The 17,241-nt window shown below is 28.1% G+C and carries 19 protein-coding genes and 1 pseudogene; 16 read left to right on the forward strand and 4 right to left on the reverse strand.

Going from position 1 to position 17,241, the window contains the following annotated elements:
* Nucleotides 1–3 precede the first annotated feature (3 nt).
* The 10 genes and pseudogenes from argF to AACL22_RS13915 all read left to right on the forward strand — a co-directional run bounded on the left by argF (nucleotide 4) and on the right by AACL22_RS13915 (nucleotide 7,707).
* Nucleotides 4–1,008, forward strand: coding sequence for an ornithine carbamoyltransferase (argF, locus tag AACL22_RS10345; protein ID WP_338991949.1), 1,005 nt, complete (start codon nucleotides 4–6; stop codon nucleotides 1,006–1,008).
* Nucleotides 1,009–1,043: 35 nt separating this feature from the next.
* Complete coding sequence (locus AACL22_RS10350) at nucleotides 1,044–2,180, forward strand: YfcC family protein (protein ID WP_338991950.1); 1,137 nt, start codon at nucleotides 1,044–1,046, stop codon at nucleotides 2,178–2,180.
* Nucleotides 2,174–2,314, forward strand: a complete 141-nt coding sequence (locus AACL22_RS10355) for a hypothetical protein (RefSeq protein WP_338991952.1) — start codon at nucleotides 2,174–2,176, stop codon at nucleotides 2,312–2,314. Before AACL22_RS10350 ends, AACL22_RS10355 begins: the two co-directional genes overlap by 7 nt.
* Before the next feature lie 48 nt (nucleotides 2,315–2,362).
* Nucleotides 2,363–2,524 carry a hypothetical protein gene (locus AACL22_RS10360; protein ID WP_338991953.1) on the forward strand — a complete coding sequence of 54 codons (162 nt, stop codon included), beginning with the start codon at nucleotides 2,363–2,365 and terminating at the stop codon, nucleotides 2,522–2,524.
* Nucleotides 2,525–2,560: 36 nt separating this feature from the next.
* Nucleotides 2,561–3,493 (forward strand): carbamate kinase, encoded by a 933-nt coding sequence (arcC, locus tag AACL22_RS10365; protein ID WP_338991955.1) that lies wholly within the window; start codon nucleotides 2,561–2,563, stop codon nucleotides 3,491–3,493.
* A 316-nt stretch (nucleotides 3,494–3,809) separates the two neighbouring features.
* Nucleotides 3,810–5,123, forward strand: coding sequence for a hypothetical protein (locus AACL22_RS10370; RefSeq protein ID WP_338991957.1), 1,314 nt, complete (start codon nucleotides 3,810–3,812; stop codon nucleotides 5,121–5,123).
* Between the two features lie 116 nt (nucleotides 5,124–5,239).
* Nucleotides 5,240–5,455 (forward strand): hypothetical protein, encoded by a 216-nt coding sequence (locus AACL22_RS10375; protein ID WP_338991959.1) that lies wholly within the window; start codon nucleotides 5,240–5,242, stop codon nucleotides 5,453–5,455.
* Nucleotides 5,446–6,558, forward strand: a pseudogene (gene ald / locus AACL22_RS10380) (alanine dehydrogenase). Before AACL22_RS10375 ends, ald begins: the two are co-directional and overlap by 10 nt.
* A 556-nt stretch (nucleotides 6,559–7,114) precedes the next feature.
* Nucleotides 7,115–7,444 carry a hypothetical protein gene (locus AACL22_RS10385; protein WP_338991961.1) on the forward strand — a complete coding sequence of 110 codons (330 nt, stop codon included), beginning with the start codon at nucleotides 7,115–7,117 and terminating at the stop codon, nucleotides 7,442–7,444.
* Between the two features lie 167 nt (nucleotides 7,445–7,611).
* A complete protein-coding gene (locus AACL22_RS13915; protein WP_422397511.1) occupies nucleotides 7,612–7,707 on the forward strand; it encodes an IS3 family transposase in 96 nt (31 codons plus the stop codon).
* Between the two features lie 195 nt (nucleotides 7,708–7,902).
* Here the strand turns inward: AACL22_RS13915 and AACL22_RS10390 are convergent, their stop codons facing one another.
* The 3 genes from AACL22_RS10390 to AACL22_RS10400 all read right to left on the reverse strand — a co-directional run bounded on the left by AACL22_RS10390 (nucleotide 7,903) and on the right by AACL22_RS10400 (nucleotide 9,296).
* Nucleotides 7,903–8,535, reverse strand: coding sequence for an HAD-IIB family hydrolase (locus AACL22_RS10390; protein ID WP_338993067.1), 633 nt, complete (start codon nucleotides 8,533–8,535; stop codon nucleotides 7,903–7,905).
* The gene (locus AACL22_RS10395; RefSeq protein WP_338991963.1) at nucleotides 8,463–8,714 is read right to left on the reverse strand and encodes an HAD family hydrolase; all 252 of its coding nucleotides are present in this window, start codon (nucleotides 8,712–8,714) and stop codon (nucleotides 8,463–8,465) included. Before AACL22_RS10395 ends, AACL22_RS10390 begins: the two co-directional genes overlap by 73 nt.
* Before the next feature lie 216 nt (nucleotides 8,715–8,930).
* Nucleotides 8,931–9,296, reverse strand: coding sequence for a hypothetical protein (locus AACL22_RS10400; RefSeq protein WP_338991965.1), 366 nt, complete (start codon nucleotides 9,294–9,296; stop codon nucleotides 8,931–8,933).
* A 384-nt stretch (nucleotides 9,297–9,680) separates the two neighbouring features.
* Between AACL22_RS10400 and AACL22_RS10405 the strand changes: the two genes are divergently transcribed.
* The 5 genes from AACL22_RS10405 (at nucleotide 9,681) to AACL22_RS10425 (ending at nucleotide 14,827) form a co-directional block, all read left to right on the forward strand.
* Nucleotides 9,681–10,229 (forward strand): hypothetical protein, encoded by a 549-nt coding sequence (locus tag AACL22_RS10405; RefSeq protein WP_338991967.1) that lies wholly within the window; start codon nucleotides 9,681–9,683, stop codon nucleotides 10,227–10,229.
* A 460-nt stretch (nucleotides 10,230–10,689) separates the two neighbouring features.
* Complete coding sequence (locus AACL22_RS10410) at nucleotides 10,690–10,815, forward strand: hypothetical protein (RefSeq protein ID WP_338991969.1); 126 nt, start codon at nucleotides 10,690–10,692, stop codon at nucleotides 10,813–10,815.
* Nucleotides 10,816–11,060: 245 nt separating this feature from the next.
* Nucleotides 11,061–13,055, forward strand: coding sequence for a type I DNA topoisomerase (gene topA / locus AACL22_RS10415; RefSeq protein WP_338991971.1), 1,995 nt, complete (start codon nucleotides 11,061–11,063; stop codon nucleotides 13,053–13,055).
* A 117-nt stretch (nucleotides 13,056–13,172) separates the two neighbouring features.
* The gene (locus tag AACL22_RS10420; RefSeq protein WP_338991972.1) at nucleotides 13,173–13,496 is read left to right on the forward strand and encodes a S1 RNA-binding domain-containing protein; all 324 of its coding nucleotides are present in this window, start codon (nucleotides 13,173–13,175) and stop codon (nucleotides 13,494–13,496) included.
* Nucleotides 13,497–13,552: 56 nt separating this feature from the next.
* The gene (locus AACL22_RS10425; RefSeq protein ID WP_338991974.1) at nucleotides 13,553–14,827 is read left to right on the forward strand and encodes a glucose-6-phosphate isomerase; all 1,275 of its coding nucleotides are present in this window, start codon (nucleotides 13,553–13,555) and stop codon (nucleotides 14,825–14,827) included.
* A gap of 36 nt (nucleotides 14,828–14,863) precedes the next feature.
* Here the strand turns inward: AACL22_RS10425 and coaD are convergent, their stop codons facing one another.
* A complete protein-coding gene (gene coaD, locus AACL22_RS10430; protein ID WP_338991976.1) occupies nucleotides 14,864–15,286 on the reverse strand; it encodes a pantetheine-phosphate adenylyltransferase in 423 nt (140 codons plus the stop codon).
* 245 nt (nucleotides 15,287–15,531) lie between these two features.
* Between coaD and AACL22_RS10435 the strand changes: the two genes are divergently transcribed.
* On the forward strand, nucleotides 15,532–17,199 hold the full coding sequence (locus AACL22_RS10435) for a ribonuclease J (RefSeq protein WP_338991977.1): 1,668 nt from the start codon (nucleotides 15,532–15,534) through the stop codon (nucleotides 17,197–17,199).
* Nucleotides 17,200–17,241: the final 42 nt, after the last annotated feature.

A 17,241-nucleotide genomic window follows, 5' to 3' on the forward strand; every position in this document is an offset into this window, starting at 1 on the left:
AATATGGCTGTAAATTTAAAAGGAAGAAGTTTTCTAACTTTATTAGATTTCACGCAAAGAGAAATCTATTATTTATTAGATTTAGCAAGACAATTGAAAGAAGCAAAATATGCTGGAACTGAGCAAAAACCATTAGCTGAAAAATCTGTTACTTTATTATTTGCAAAAGATTCAACACGAACAAGATGTGCTTTTGAAGTCGGAGCATTTGATTTAGGAATGCACCCTGTTTATTTAGGACCAAGTGGTAGTCAAATGGGGAAAAAAGAATCAATTGAGGATACTGCAAAAGTATTAGGAAGAATGTTTGATGGAATTCAATTTCGTGGGTTTAAACAAACTGATGTTGAAGCATTAACAAAATATTCAGGTGTTCCAGTATGAAATGGATTAACTGATGAATTTCACCCAACGCAAATGTTAGCTGATATTTTAACATTGCAAGAAGAAAAAGGACAACGCAATATGAAAGGGCTAAAATTTGTTTATTTTGGTGATTCTCGTTTTAATATGGCAAATAGTTATATGGTTGTTAGTGCTAAATTAGGAATGCATTTTGTTGCTTGTGCGCCAAAGGATTTATGACCAAATGCAGAATTATTGAAAAAAGTACAAGCAATTGCAAAAGAACATGGTGGGTCAATTACGTTAACTGAAGACCATAAAACAGCGGCAAAAGATGCTGATGCAATTGCCACTAATGTTTGAGTATCAATGGGAGAAGATCCTGCTGTTTGAGGAAAAAGAATTAAGGATTTAACACCATATCAAGTAACAATGGAAAAAATGAAACAAACAAAAGAAGATGCTATCTTTTTACATTGTTTACCAAGTTTCCATGATGGAAATACGGATACTGCGCAACAAGTGATTAAACAATTTGGTGGAACTGGCGAATTAGAAGTTACTGATGAAGTTTTCCAATCAAAATATTCACGTGTTTTTGAAGAAGCAGAAAATCGTTTACATACTATTAAAGCAGTAATGCTAGCAACAATTCGTGGCTAGGTTATTAATTATGAAAGGTTAAAGGGGGTGCAAAAATGGATGTAAAAAAGAAAAAAAAGTTTAAATTTAAATTGCCGACAGCATTTACAATTTTATTAGGAATTACGCTCTTAATTATTATTGTCTCTTGAATTCCAGGAACAACTGGTTCATGAAAAGATGCTGATGGTGAACTTCACAATGGTGGACCTGCCGGAATTTTTGACTTATTTTTAGCTCCGATGCAAGGATTTAAAAGTAAAGTTGATGTTATTGTCTTTATTTTAGTTTTAGGAGGTTTCTTAGGCATCGTTATTGAATCAAAAGCATTAGATGCTGGGATTGGGCGTTTAGTAGCAAAAAAGAAAGGCCGTGAAATTTGAATTATTCCAATTGTAATGTTTTTATTTTCAATTGGTGGTACAACTTATGGAATGGGGGAAGAAACAATCGCTTTATACCCAGTTATTATTCCTGTTTTATTAGCTGCTGGTTTTGATGTGTTAACACCGGTAATGGCAATTTTATTTGGTGCTGGAATTGGTTGTATTGGTTCAACATTAAATCCATTTGTTATACAAGTTGTTGTTGTTGTTGTGCCTGATTTAACATCAACAACAGGAATTATTTGAAGAGCCGTGTCATGATTATTATTGACAGCAGCTGGAATTTTATTTGTTGTTTGATATGCGTTACGTGTTCGTCGTACACCAGGGAAATCACCATTATTTGATAAAAAAGATTTTTATGAAGCAGAATTTGCAATTGTTGATGATTTACCAGCATACAATGGTAAACGAAAAGCAATTATGGCGATTTTTATGATTAGTTTTGTCTTAATGATTTTTTCATTAATTAAATGGGATAAATTTGGAATTCCTGTCTTTGTTAATTTTACAAAATTAGTTAGTGAGCATGCCCCATTTATTGCTAATTTCTTTGCTCCATTAGGGCAATGATCATTTATGGAAATTTCAGCATTATTCTTTATTGCATCAATTAATTGAAAAGGAGAAGAAAAATACGTTAATAGTTTTATTAGTGGTTCAGCTGATATTCTATCTGTTTGCTTGGTTATTGCCCTTGCAGCTGGGATTAGGTTTATTATGACAAATACTGGAATGCAAAACAAATTAGTTAGTGGATTATCTACACCAATGTCAACATTAGGAAAACAGGCTTTATTATGGTAGCCTTCTTCTTCCTAATTATCTCATTTGTAATTCCATCTAGTTCAGGATTTGCCCAAACTGTTTTCCCAATTTTGGGTCCTGTTGCTAATGGGGTAGCAACAGGTTTAACATCAGGAACAATTACTGCCTTTTAATTCGCAAGTGGAATTATTAATTTAATTTCACCAACAAGTGCAATTTTAATGGCAGCATTATCAATTTTAAAAGTTCCTTATGGTAGTTTTATAAAAGCATCATGACCATTAATTGTTGGAATTATTGTTGCAACAATCATCTTGTTAGGAATTGGAACTTTATTACCAATTTCAAACACTACTCCTTGATTCTCAATGCCAATTGAGTAAGCAAGTTTTCATTTTAAGAGAAAGGATATGTAAATTATGGCAAGAATAGTTGTTGCGTTAGGAGGAAACGCATTAGGAAATTCCCCCAGTGAACAACACGAAATTGTAAAAGATACTGCGAAGGCAATGGTCGACATTGTTGAAAATAGTGATGAATTAATTATTGCGCACGGGAATGGACCACAAGTTGGAATGATTAACAATGCTTTTGATGAAGCAGCCCATGTTAATAATAAAATTCCAATGATGCCATTTCCCGAATGTGGAGCAATGTCACAAGCCTATATTGGCTATCATTTGCAAAATGCAATTTTAAATGAATTAAATAAACGTAAAATTAAGAAAAATGTTGTAACAATTTTAACACAAGTTGAAGTTGACCAGAAAGATCCTGCTTTTAATAATCCAACAAAGCCAATTGGCGCATTTTATCCTGAAGCAGAGGCAAAAGCATTAGCTGAAAAAAATGGCTTTACTGTTAAGGAAGATGCTGGACGGGGATGACGCCGAGTAATTGCATTACCACAACCAATTGATATTGTTGAAAAAGAAATTATCGAAGATTTAATTAAGCAAGGACATATTGTAATTACCGTTGGTGGTGGAGGTATTATCATTGTGAAAACAGGAACTGCTTATCAAGGAGTTCCTGCTGTTATTGATAAAGATTTTGCTAGTGCAAAGTTAGCAGAATTAATTAAAGCTGATAAATTGATGATTTTAACAGCGGTAGCAAAAGTTGCAATCAACTATGGAAAACCTAACCAAAAAGCATTAGATGTTTTAACTTTAACTGCAGCGGAAAAATATATTACAGAAAATCAATTTGCGCCAGGTAGTATGTTACCAAAAGTACAAGCTGCAATGAAGTTTGCTAGTTCTGGATTGCAAAAAATAGCAATCATTGTTGAATTAGCACAAGCTAAAGCAGCATTAGCTGGTAAAGCTGGTACAACAATTAGTAAATAAATTCATAGGAATTATTTAAACCTTTTTTTCTAAAAATTACACTTTGTAGGAAGTATAATTAAGAAAAAAGGTTTTTATTATCGTAAAGTTAATAAGAATAAGGGTTAAATAACAATTAGAATTTTTTTAAAAAAAAATATTTTTCTCAAAATTTGAGTAATAATTAAATTAAGAAAAAACAATTAATCAAACTGTTTATTAATAGCTTATAAAATAATAAAATTTAATACAACCATCATTTTAAGGAAGAAAAATGTGATATAATCAAGTCTAAAACAATAGAAGATATTAACTATTTTAGGCACAGAGGTAAAGAATGAAAGAGGATTTAAATAGTATTCAACATCAAATATTAACACAAGAAGATAATTTGGATAATTTTGTTACTGATTTATATTATTTTAGTACACTATTAGAAACCTTAAAAAAAGATTTTAAAAATCATTTAACAGATTTAACCAGGTTAAAAAAGAATAAAAAAATAACTACAGAAGAATATCAAACTAATTTAAAAATATTAAAAAATTTATATAAATCCAAAATGATGGAATTAAAACAAGATATACTAAAAATAGCTGATTTATGTATGCTTACATTTGAAAAAAATATTGCTTTTAAAAAAGCACATAAAATAGAAGTTTCAGCAGAACTTATAAAATTAAATAGTGAAATCAAAAGTTTAAAGAAAAAAATAAGTCAAGAGCAAGCAACAATGTTACAAGCTCTAAAAGAGGAAAAGTTAAAAACCAAAAAACCAATTAGTACTAAAACTTTAGTCTTAATAAGCATTATTAGTTTACTACTATTAATTATTGGTACGTTATTAATTAATTATTTACTTTATTTTCCAAAAACAAGAAGTGAAAGTTTTGATTTAACAAAAAAAAAAGAATATTTAATTGCTTTTATTATTGTTTTAATAACCTTAATAGTTATTATTGGTTATTTTATTTTAATGTTAAAAGTTATTAAAAAAACTTATATGGATCGTGAAAAAAATATTTTTAAAATAACTGCAATTGGTCTTGTTGGGTCATTTTTATATACAATTGGAGTTGGTAGTTTTGCGGTTGCAACGGCAGGATTAAAAGCAACAAAGATTATTAAAAATGATTCATTATTACCAGGAACACTAAATATTGGGTTAGGGATACCAAACTTAATTGCTGGAACCATTTTTGTTGCGGCAATTAATGTTGAAGTATTAACGTTAGTATTACTAGTTGTTGGTGCAATTTTAAGAAGTTTTGTTGGTGCTGAATTAACAAAAAGAGTTAGTGCCAAACATATTAGTTTAACGATGGCCATTGTGCTAGCAATTGTTGCGATTTTATTGATTTTAACACAATTAGATGTTTTACCAAGTGGAAATAAAACTGGTTTAGAAGGATGACAATTAGGGCTTGCCTTTCTTTTATTTATGGTTTATGGTGGTTTACAAGCATTCGGAATAGGGTTATATGCTCCGGCGTTAGCGACAATTGCATTATTAGGAATGGATATTAAAGTTGCTTTTCCAATTATAACATTAGCATCAGGGTCAGCTTTTCCAGTTGCGGCATATTCTTATAATAATAAATATCAGCCAAAAACAGGTTTTGGTTTAATGCTAGGGGGGCTCTTGGTGTAGTATTAGCTTTTTTAACAGTTTTTGTTGGCATTGAAGTTGGATTAGATGTTAAGCCATCTGTTTTTACTAATTATTTAAAATGATTAGCAGTTATTGTTGTTTTTTATGTATCTATTATGTTATTACTATCTTATTTAAAAATTAGAAAAAAACCAGATACTAATAAATTAGCAACAAGAAAGACAATATTTTCACTTGAAAGTTATGATCAGTGAAATGAAAAATTAGTTAATCAACTTGATGATTATTTACTATCATATTATGACAAACGACAATTTTATAATGATTTAATGAATAAGTCATTAGGAAAGGAAACAAAAATATGAAAATAGGAATTCCAAAAGAAATTAAAGCACAAGAAAATCGTGTTAGGGTAACACCAAGCGGCGTGATTGAACTAGTAAAACATAAGCATGAAGTTTATGTTGAAAAAAATGCTGGTCTTGGTAGCGGTTTTACTGATGATGATTACAAAAAAGCAGGAGCTATTATTTTAGATAATCCGACCGAAGTTTGAACAAAGGAAATGATTATTAAAGTGAAGGAACCATTAGAAAGTGAATATAAATATTTTTATGAAGGGCAAATTATTTTTACATACTTTCATTTGGCTTCAGATAAAGCATTAACTAAAGCATTACTTGATGCAAAAGTAACATCAATTGCTTATGAAACAATTCAACTTAAAGATAATTCATTGCCATTGTTAAGATTAATGAGTGAAGTTGCTGGAAGGTTAGCAGTTGCTAATGCAATGTATTTTATGTTTAAAACAACTGGTGGTAGTGGTTTATTAATGAATGGAACACCTGGAACAGAACGAGCGAAGGTTACTGTTATTGGTGGTGGTGTTGCCGGAACAGCTGCAGCAAATATGACAGCAAGCATTGGCTGTGATGTTACATTAATTGAATTTAATGAAAATAGAATTCGACAATTGTATCACTTGTTTGGCAAATAAGTCCATATTTTAAAATCTAACCATGCTAATATTGAAAAATCAGTTTTAGCAAGTGATGTTGTTATTTCAACGGTTTTAATCCCAGGAGCATCAGCACCAAAATTAGTAACGGAAGAAATGGTCAAAAAAATGAAAAAAAATAGTATTATTATTGATGTTGCTATTGACCAAGGTGGTAGTGTTGAAACAATTACTAAGGCAACAACCCATGATAATCCAACTTTCATTATGCATGATGTCATTCATTACTCAGTAGCAAATATGCCAGGGTCAGTCCCAAGAACAAGTACGATTGCTTTAACAAATGCCACAATCCAATATGCTCTAGCAATTGCGAATACTGATTTTAAAACATTATGCAAAACACATCCGCCAATTCGAAAAGGAGTTCAGACAGTTGAAGGTAAACTTGTTTTTGCCCCAGTTGCGGAAGCACATAACTTGGAATATGTTGATGTATTATCAATTTGTTAATTATTAATTTAGTAAAGTAAAAAAGTGAACATCTAAAATAAAGTAGACATAAAAAATAAAAATTATATTAAAACTTTATTAAAAAGATGTTCTTTTTATATGAAAAAGTGGAAAAACAGTAAAATTACTTTAAAAGGAATATAATATTTCACGAAATACCATTTATTTATGAATTAAAACATATAATTTAAAAGGTGAAAAAAAGTTTAGAATGAGGTCACGAAACACAAGTTAAAAACATAAAAAGGAAACATTCTGTTACCAATACACCATTAGAGTTAATGACAAAAAAATTTATGAATATGCAAAATAATTTAAAAAATTATCAAAGTATTTATTCCTAAGTGTAAAAAAAGTATAAAAAAATTTATGAGTGATCTAATATTTATACAATTGTATTATTGTGTAAAGTATTTAAGGTTTCTAGAACTGGTTATCATAACTGATTATGATTGGGAAAACCAAAATATAATAAATGAAATAACTTAATTGCGGATATTATACAAACAATATATCATAATTTTAACGGTATTTATGACTACAACATGATTACATTATGTTTAAAAAACTATATAATTTAAAAATGAAATTAACAGTTATAATCAGAAAGAAAAAATTTAATTATAAAAAACTTTTTGATCTATTAAGATATGAAAATATTTTAAATAGAAATTTTTCAACAACTGGAATTAACCAAAAAATTGGGACAGATATCACATATTTAACTATTAATAATAAAACATATTACTTATCAATAGTAAAAGATTTTCATACAAATGAAATTTTAGATTATCAAATTAGGAAAATGCTTGATATGCTTTTTATAATAAAAAATATAATTAATGCTTGAGTAAAAGCGAGAAAACCTAAAATATGAATTCTATAAACTTTATGTTTACAAACTTGTGTAAAAAAATAGGAATAACAATTTCAATGTCACGAAGAGGTTCTTCACCAGATAATGGTTATACAGATTCTTGATTTAAAACTTTTAAAATTGATTTTTTTGAAACATTAAAACGTATTTTTAGAAATAAAGAATATGTATATTGAATGGTTTCAGAATATCTTAAATTTTATAATGAAATTAGATCACAAAGCAAATTAAAAGGATTGAGCTCTGTTGAACACAGAATAACTCAATCCTAAAGCAATTTTATTTTTTATGTACACTTTTTTCCATATTCAAAGTTTGCTTATTATTTATATCTACAATATTTGCATAAATACTTTTTTTTATTTTTATACATAATAATCTATTTATATTTTTTTCTTCAAATTTTTGTTGTGTAGCATTTAATTTATATTTTTCTTGTTTATTTTTTAAAATAATTAATAATTGCTTTAAATATCAAAATGTTGGCGCAAATATTTGGCTGGACCATCTTTTTGATTTGATAATATAATTTCATCAGCAATTGCTTTTAACTCATCAATAGCATTAGAAACAGCAAGTCCATGTCCTGCATCTCGAATTAATTTAAGATCATTATGTGAATCACCAAAAGCATAAGTATTTGCAACATCAACGCCTAGATGCTGCGCTAAAAATTGTAAGGCACTTCCTTTTGAAATTCCTTTGCAAGAAATTTGAAAAAATGTGTTCTTATAGTATGATACCACATCTAATTTAGGTCATAATTGTTGCAAGTCCTTAATGAAAGTTTTAGCTTCCTTATCATTTAAACCAACTTCAAATGATATTCCAATTGTTTTAATATTTTCGGTAATTTCTTCTGGGTTAGTCACAATATGATAATTTGTTTGTGTTCATGTTGTTCATTTATGAGTTACTTCATTATATTTATTAACATAAGTACTATTATTACTAAAAAAAGAAGTTTTATATTTTTGATAAGTAAAATTAAAAATTTCCTTAATTTCTTCTTTTGTCAACGTTATATCTAATAAAAAACTATTTGTTTTAAATGAATAAATGCTACAACCATTGTTTGATACAACATAAAACCACCATATTTATCCACGTTTAATTGTCGTGCAACTTCAATTGCATTTTTTGCTGCTCGTGCTGTTGACGGAATAAAGGGAATTCCTTTTGCTTGAATTAAGTTAATTGTTTCTAATGTAAGCGGACTAAAATTTCGGTTATTATCAAATAAAGATTTATCTAAATCACAAAAAATTGCTTTGTTCATTTTTGTTAATTCCTCTCTGTAAGTTTTAATATAATTTAATTATTTAAAGATATGTATTTAATATTAGTTTGATAGTAGTTTTATAGTCTAGTAAAATTATATATGAAAAATTTTTAAAATAGAAAAAATATTTCATAAAATATTTAATATTATTTTTTCTAATGAAAGTTTAATTTTTATTATTTCAATTTCAATCTGAAATTCACGATCAATTTTTTAATATTTATCAATTTTATTTTGAGTATCTAAGAAATATACATAATTAGGATTATTTTTATTTTGATATTCTGGTTTTATTAAATATTTTCACCGATAAAATGTGATTTTTCCATGTTGAAAAATAATTGTTCTTTGAAACAATCCTTTTAAAATAAAACGCGTTTGGACATATTCAGATTTTAATAGTTTGTAATCAATTAATTCAATTGCAGATTTAATAATTCTTTCTAAAAAATAAATATTTTTATGTTGAAATCATTCTAATAAATTTTTAGGTGTAATTTCTACTTTAGCAAATTTAAATAAAGTAGGTAAATCAATTTTAAATTTATTTAGTAAGTTTGATATTTGGTTTATAATCATAAGACATAGGGTACCTTTCTAATTAATTTTTTAATAAACTAATTATAAAAAAGATAACCCTTTTTTATTTTCCCCAAAAAATAAAACAGCATCTTTATTAATAACGCTAATAGAAGAAAACATTATTTTATGATATAAATAAATATAAGCGATTAATATAAGTAGGGTAAACATATGTGTCAAAACAGTAAAAAGGGTCATAGCAGTAATTGTCACAATAATTGTCGGATTCATCACCATCCGAATTTTTTTAATTATTATCAATATCCTGTTTTTCCTTCTTATGGGTGTGGAACACCACCATTAATTCAGTATTCAATTCCGCAACCTCCATATCCACCGTTATTTGCACAATATCAATATTCTCTAATTATTCAGTATCCAATGACAGGACTACAACCAAATCAAAGTTTGTTACTAGGACAACCATATCAATATAGCCCACATAATGTTGGACAAAATTTTAATAATTTAGCCAATAATGCTAGAATTAATGATAATTTTCAATATCAATCTCAACCTGTTAGAGAAGATTATTATTTATCTCCTTATAATTCTCGTATTCCACTAGGGACAGAATGATATTATAATGATTTTCGTTGTCCAAGTTTACCATTAAGTGTTGAAGAAGAATATAATTGAGCAGTACATATTTCTGATATTTTGGATGAGTTTATTGGGCGTCATCGCAGTCGACCAAAATCTAATTTTGATGAATATCAAAACTTAAAACAGACATTAGATACTTCATTACGCCATTTGCAAGAAGCAGAAGCACTAAACCAAAAATTGGTTAATACTTGAGCAAAAAAGGATGATAATTCAAGTAATAATAATTCTGTACATTTACCAACAGATAGTATTGATTCTAAATTATTAAAGTCAAAATCTAACCAATCTGATGCTTTAAATGAAAAAAAGTTTCTCCAATAATTGTTAGTTCTGAACCAGAAAAAAGTTCATCTTTAACTGAAAATAATGTAGAAGATAGGTTTAATTTCCTTGATTTTGAAGATAATTTAAATGATAACTCTAATCCTAAAGATGATACGCATAGTTTCTTTTTTAATGATGAATTTAAAGTAGGAGATTCACCTGAAAAAAAGACAATAATATTGCAAAAAATGATAATGATGTTAATAAAATTGCTGATGAAGATATTCATGATTTTTTAGGTGTCAAATCACCAGAATTTGATTTAATAGAATCTAATCCAGAAATAATAGAAACGGATGTTTTAGATGATGAAATAACCTTTATTGATATTGAAAAAGTAAAGGATACAAAACCAGCTTTTGGGACATATAAGGATTATATAATTAAGACATCATTAGGGGAAAAACGAGCTAGTGAGATTTATCCAAAAATATTTGATGAATATGGTCATCTTAAAATGGATCATTATGAAGCAATGGCCCAATTTGGATTAACAGAAAAACAATATGATCAATTAATTGAAAATTTTTATCATGCAAAAGAAAAAAAACAAAAAAAATTAAAAAAAATAAATTTGGAGTAGTTACTAAATCAAAATTTAATGCTAAAACTTTTTGAATTACGATCAGTGTTTTAGGTGTTATTTTATTATTAATTGCAATAACTGTTATTTTGTATTTTACTGTTCCTAGTGTTACTGAAGGAATTGATACAATAATTGCTAAAATAAAAAAAATACTTTAATTTAGAATAATAAATTTCAAAATAGTTTTTTAAAATATTATGTATAATAATTATTGATGTGTTTTAAAAAAAAGGAGAGAAAACATGGCACAGACGCTGGTAATAATGGAGTCCCCAACTAAAACAAAAGCAGTTGAAAAATATCTTGGCGAAAATTATTTAGTTTTATCATCAGAAGGACATATTCGTAATTTATCAACAAAAGGTGAGTATGGATTAGGAGTAGATATTAAAACTTTTGAACCAAGTTATAAAATGGAACGTGGAAAAAAAGAAATTGTTAAAAAATTAAAACAAGAAGCCAAAGCAGCAGATTTGGTTATTCTAGCAACCGACCCTGACCGAGAAGGAGAAGCAATTGCTTATCATTTAAATGAAGTCTTAAATTGTGGTGACAAATCTCGCCGTGTTCGCTTTAATGAAATTACAAAAGAAGCAGTGTTAGATGCATTTCAACATCAAACAGATTTAGATATGAATTTAGTTCATTCACAAGAAACTCGACGAATTTTAGACCGTTTTATTGGTTTTCGCTTAAGCAAATTGTTACAGAAAAAGATTAAGTCAAAATCAGCAGGACGAGTACAATCGGTTGCTTTAAAGTTAGTTGTTGAACGAGAAAAAGAATGGCAAAATTTTGTGCCAGAGGAATATTGGACTGTTGAAGGATTATATAAAAAGGCAGTTGTTAAATTAACAAAATTTAAGGATGAAAAAATTGAATTAAAAGTAGAAGCAGATGTTCTAAAAGTTAAAAAAGTTTTAAAAAAAGATTTTGTTGTTGTTCAAATTAAAGAAAGTGAAAAACAGCGAAAATCACCGAATCCACATACTACTTCAACAATGTTACAAGAAGCAAGTAGTAAAATGGGTTTTGCTTCAAATAAAACATCATTAATTGCTCAGCAATTATACGAAGGAATTAAAGTTAAAGATAATATTACTGGATTTATAACATATCCGCGGACAGATTCAATTCGATTAAGTGACAAGTTTGTTCAGGATGCTTTTGACTATATTACAATTAAGTATGGAACAGAATATTTAGGCGAAGTTAAAACACCACCAAAAAATAAAAAAAATGTGCAAGATGCTCATGAAGCAATTCGTCCAACTGATTTAACAATGACACCAGAAGCGGCAAAAGAATATTTAAGTCGTGATCAACTACGCTTATATAAAATTATTTATAATCGTGCGTTAGCTAGTTTAATGGCGAATGCAAAGTTATTAAGTAAAGCAATTATTTTAGATAATAATAATTATGAATTTCGGATGACAGGAAGTACGATTCAATTTGATGGGTTTTTAAAATGTTATGTTTTAGAAGGTGATGAAGAAATTGCAAAGTTACCAATGTTAAAACCAAATCAAATTATTAATTTAAATGAATTATATGGAATTCAACATTTTACTAAACCACTGAGTCGTTACTCTGAAGCGAAATTAATTAAGACATTAGAGGAAATTGGGGTTGGACGTCCATCAACTTATGCACCAATTATGCAAACATTAAAAGATCGTGGTTATATTATTGTAGAAAACAAAGCAATTAAAGCAACTGAAAAAGGGATTTTAACAAGTGATAAATTACAAGAATATTTTAGTGATATTATTAACGAAACATACACTTCAACAATTGAAGAAAGTTTGGATGTGATTGCACACGGTGACGCAGAACCAAAACCATTATTAAAAGAATTTTGAGAACGATTTGAACCACGCATTGAAGCAGCAATGGAATTAATGGAAGAAATCCCAGTTGAGAAGGTGGGGATTGAATGTCCAGAATGTGGAAATGATTTAGTATATCGGTTTGGAAAATACGGGAAATTTATTGCATGTTCAAGGTTTCCAAAATGTCGTTATATTCATCAAACTGGTCTAAAATTTGGTCCTTGTCCAGAATGCGGCGTTGGTGAAATTATTTTAAAATTTAATAAGCGACGTCAACGTTTTAAAGCGTGTACTAATTATCCAAATTGTAATTACACTGATTCATATAAAAAAGAAAAGACCGAACAAGAAGAAAATAATAGCGAAAATAATGGATTGTATCGAATTAATTTATTAAAATAATAAACGATACTTTTTTTATGCTAGATATTTATGCAAAATATTTTATTATTTAGAAAATGATTTTCATAGTTCTAGCGTTATAATTAGTACAGTTTCAGAAAGGGGATGTGACAAATTATGTATGTAAAAGGAAGTAAAGTTCTTGTAAAAGTTACAAACATTACACCGTTTGGTGCATTTTGTGAATTAAAAAATGCTGTTGGATTAATCCACATTAGTGAGATTTCAGATTACTATGTAAGAGATATCAAAGAATTTGTTAATATTGGTGACAATGTTGAAGTAGAGGTACTAGACTATGACCCAGTTAAGAAACAAGTAAAATTAAGTTATAAGAATTTCCGACCTGAATTATTAAAAAAGAATAATAGTCAAATTCAAGAAACAGGAGTAGGATTCCAAATGTTAAGTGAAAAAATTAATTCACTAACAAGTAAATAAATTAAAATTTTTACAAATGTAAGGTTTTTTAGATAGAAAGCAGGCATATTATTAAAATGATTAAAGTAGATTTTACTAATGCATTAGCCGAATCTGTTTTTAATAAATATTTAGGGCGAGTTAAAGATATTCACCAAGTGATTCATAATAAAACAGGATTAGGAAATGATTTCCTTGGTTGAGTTGAGTGACCAAATAATTATGATCAAGCAGAGCTTGCAAAAATGAAACAAACAGCAAAGAAATTAGCTAGTGAAATTGACGTTTTATTGGTAATTGGAATTGGCGGGAGTTATCTTGGCGCGCGAGCAGCAATTGAAATGATTAATGGGTTATATAGTCAACAAAAAATAGAAATCATTTATATTGGAAATACAATGTCTTCAACTTATATAGCACAAGTTTTGAAATATCTTCAAGACAAAAAATTTGGAATTTGTGTTGTGTCTAAATCAGGGACAACAACTGAGCCAGCAATTGCATTTCGTCTTTGCAAAGAGCTTGTAGAAAAAAAAGAAGGAAGCCTAAAAGCAGCCAACTTAATTGTTGCTATTACAGATAAAGAGAAAGGTGCTCTAAAAATATTAGCTGATAAAGCAGGTTATCAAACCTTTGTTATTCCGGATGACATTGGGGGAAGATATTCAGTGTTAACCCCAGTTGGTATTTTTACAATGTTAGTAAGTGGTATTAATGTTGATAATGTCTTTAAAGAAGCACAACAAACTTATCAAGATACTTTAATTAATGATTTTACTAATCATGCCTATAAATATGCTGTTGGACGTTATATTTTAAATCAAGAGGAAAAATATAAAGCAGAAATGCTTGTAACTTATGAGTTACAAATGCAAATGATTACCGAATGATGGAAACAATTATTTGGGGAATCAGAAGGAAAAAATTCAAAGGGTTTACTACCATTATCGTGTGTTTTTTCGACAGATTTACATTCTCTTGGCCAATTCATTCAAGAAGGGACAAAAAATATTTTATTTGAAACAGTTATTGCAATTAAAGAACCACAAATTAATCTTAACCTGCCAAAAGCAGCAGTAGATACCGATGGTTTAAATTATCTCGATGGAAGAACATTGCATGAAGTAAATACCATTGCTGTTGAAGGCGTTGTTGCTGCTCATACAAAAGTTGGGCATGTTCCAAATATTGTTTTAGAATTTGCAACAATGGATGATAAAATGTTTGGTTATTTAGTATATTGATTTTTAAAAGCTTGTGCAATGTCAGCTTACTTGTTAGAGATAAATCCATTTGATCAACCAGGAGTTGAGATTTATAAACAAAATATGTTTAATTTATTAGGAAAATAAAAGACAAAATAAAAAATATTGAAACTCAATATTTTTTTATTTTTTTAATTGCTTAATTTGGTTTAAAAAAGTTGAAGAAATTTCATTCAAATCATAATCGGCAATAAAAAAAATTGTTTCAAGATCTTTATTTAATTGTTTATTAGCAAAAGCTAATTCCATTTCATATTTTAAATCGTTATTATTTCGTAGGCCTCGAATAATATATTTAGCCCCTAATTGTTTAGCAAAATCACTAGTTAACATTTGGTCATTAATAACAATTTCAATATTTAAATTAAGGTTTTGACAAGCTATGGCAGCTTGTTCAGCACGCGTTTTAATGTTTGTTTGATTTGATTTTTCTAAATTATTCGTAATTACAACATATAATTTTGAAAAGAGAGTACTTGCTTTTTTAATAATATTAAGATGACCATCATGAATTGGGTCAAAACTACCTGGAAAAATTGCTTTCAAGATTATTTACACATCCTTTTAAATATTATTATTTTAACTCAAAAAATGTGTTATAATGATTGAAATATGATATTTTTCCGATTATTTGGATATTTTTTTAATAGTAATGTATAATAATTAAGATTACATTTATTTAGAGAGATTACATTTGTATTAAGGGGAAAAATGTATAAATACATTTAAAAAATAAAATGTAAATAAGTATTAATTAATGAACAGCGAATAGAAAGTAGACGATTTTAGTTATGGCAAAAATTAATTTTTTCGCTCTTGGTGGATTAGACGAGCGAGGTAAAAATTTATACTGCATTGAGGTAGAACAAGATATTTTTATTTTTGATGCGGGAACAAAAAATCCGGAACGTGGAATTTTAGGAATTGATGTAGTAATTCCTAATTTTGATTATCTAAAGGAAAACCGTACTCGAATTAAAGGTGTTTTTATTACAAAACCTTCGGATGAATGTTCTGAAGCACTTACTTATATTTTAAAAGAATTGGCACTCCCAGTTTATGGAAATGATTTAACTTGTAATATTTTAAAATTCCATTTACAACGTTTTAAAGTTCGTGGTAAAGAAGAATGTTTTCATGTTATCAATGCAAAAGATATTCTTGATTTTGGTTTATGCAAGGTTGAAGTATTTTCAACAACAACAAATATGCCAAATAGTTTTGGTTTTGCATTGCATACACCTGATGGCACAATTATTTATACTGGAGATTATATTTTTGATGCTAAAGCAGACCCTAATTTTGCAACAGATTTACAACATTTAAATCAAATTATTGCTAAAAATAAGGTACTATTATTTTTATCAGAAGCCTCATCAGCTTCACGCCGTGATTATACAGCACCAAACCATAAGATTAAAAATTATGTTGAACGAGCTGTTAAAGAAACAGAAAATCGTATTATTTTAGCTTGTTTTGATCAAGATTTACATAAAATTAGTGAGTTATTTGATTTAGTTCGTGAAAATAATATTTCAGTTGGAATTTATGGTCAAACTTTATTAGAGTCATTAAAAGTGTTATCGGATAGTAAAAAACTAAATTTCAATGGAATTAATTTAAAAGGATTACAAGAAGCAGTTAAAGAAGAAAAATCATTAATTATTGTAACTGGTAGTGGAGAACGTTTATATAGTCGTTTGATTAAAATTGCTTCTGGTAATGATGATATTCTAGATATTAAAGAAAGTGATACAATTATTTTAGCAACACCACCAAACCCAGGAAGTGAATTAAATCATGCCAATGTTTTAGATGAATTAGCACGAACTGTCGCAAAAACAATTGCTTTATCGGATAAAAAAGTTTGAACAATGACAGCAAGTTATGAAGATGTTAAATTAATGAGTTCAATTATTAATCCAAAATATTTTGTGCCAGTGAAAGGTTTATATAAAGATTTTGTGCAAGCAAAAATGGCAGCAATTGAAGCTGGGATTAATCCAGAACATATTTTTATTGTTGATAATGGCGAAGGTCTTGAATTTATTGATGGTGAATATACAAAAAAAAGCAATAAGGTAAAAACCGCTGATTTATATGTTGATGGGATTGGCGTTGGTGACATTGGAGCAGTTGTTTTAAATGAACGAAAGCAATTAGCTACTGATGGAGTTGTTATTATAGGAGTTTCAATTGATAGTAAAACAAAGGAATTGGTTTCTTTAATTGACACACAAATGCGAGGAGTAATTTATATTCAAGAAAATAATGATATTTTCCATAAAATGCAAAAAGTTATTATTGAAATTATTGAGAAACATTATAAAAAAGCTGTTGTTGGTGAAATGTATGATGTCAATGAAGTAAAAAATGAAATTAGATCGACAATTAGTTCATTTGTTAAAACAGAAACAGGAAAAACACCAATTATTTTAGCAATTGTGAATGAAATTTAATTTTATGATATATTTATAGTAGATAAATATTTGAAGCTTTTA

Source organism: Spiroplasma endosymbiont of Seladonia tumulorum (assembly GCF_964020235.1).
GTDB lineage: Bacteria > Bacillota_I > Bacilli_A > Mycoplasmatales > Mycoplasmataceae > Spiroplasma.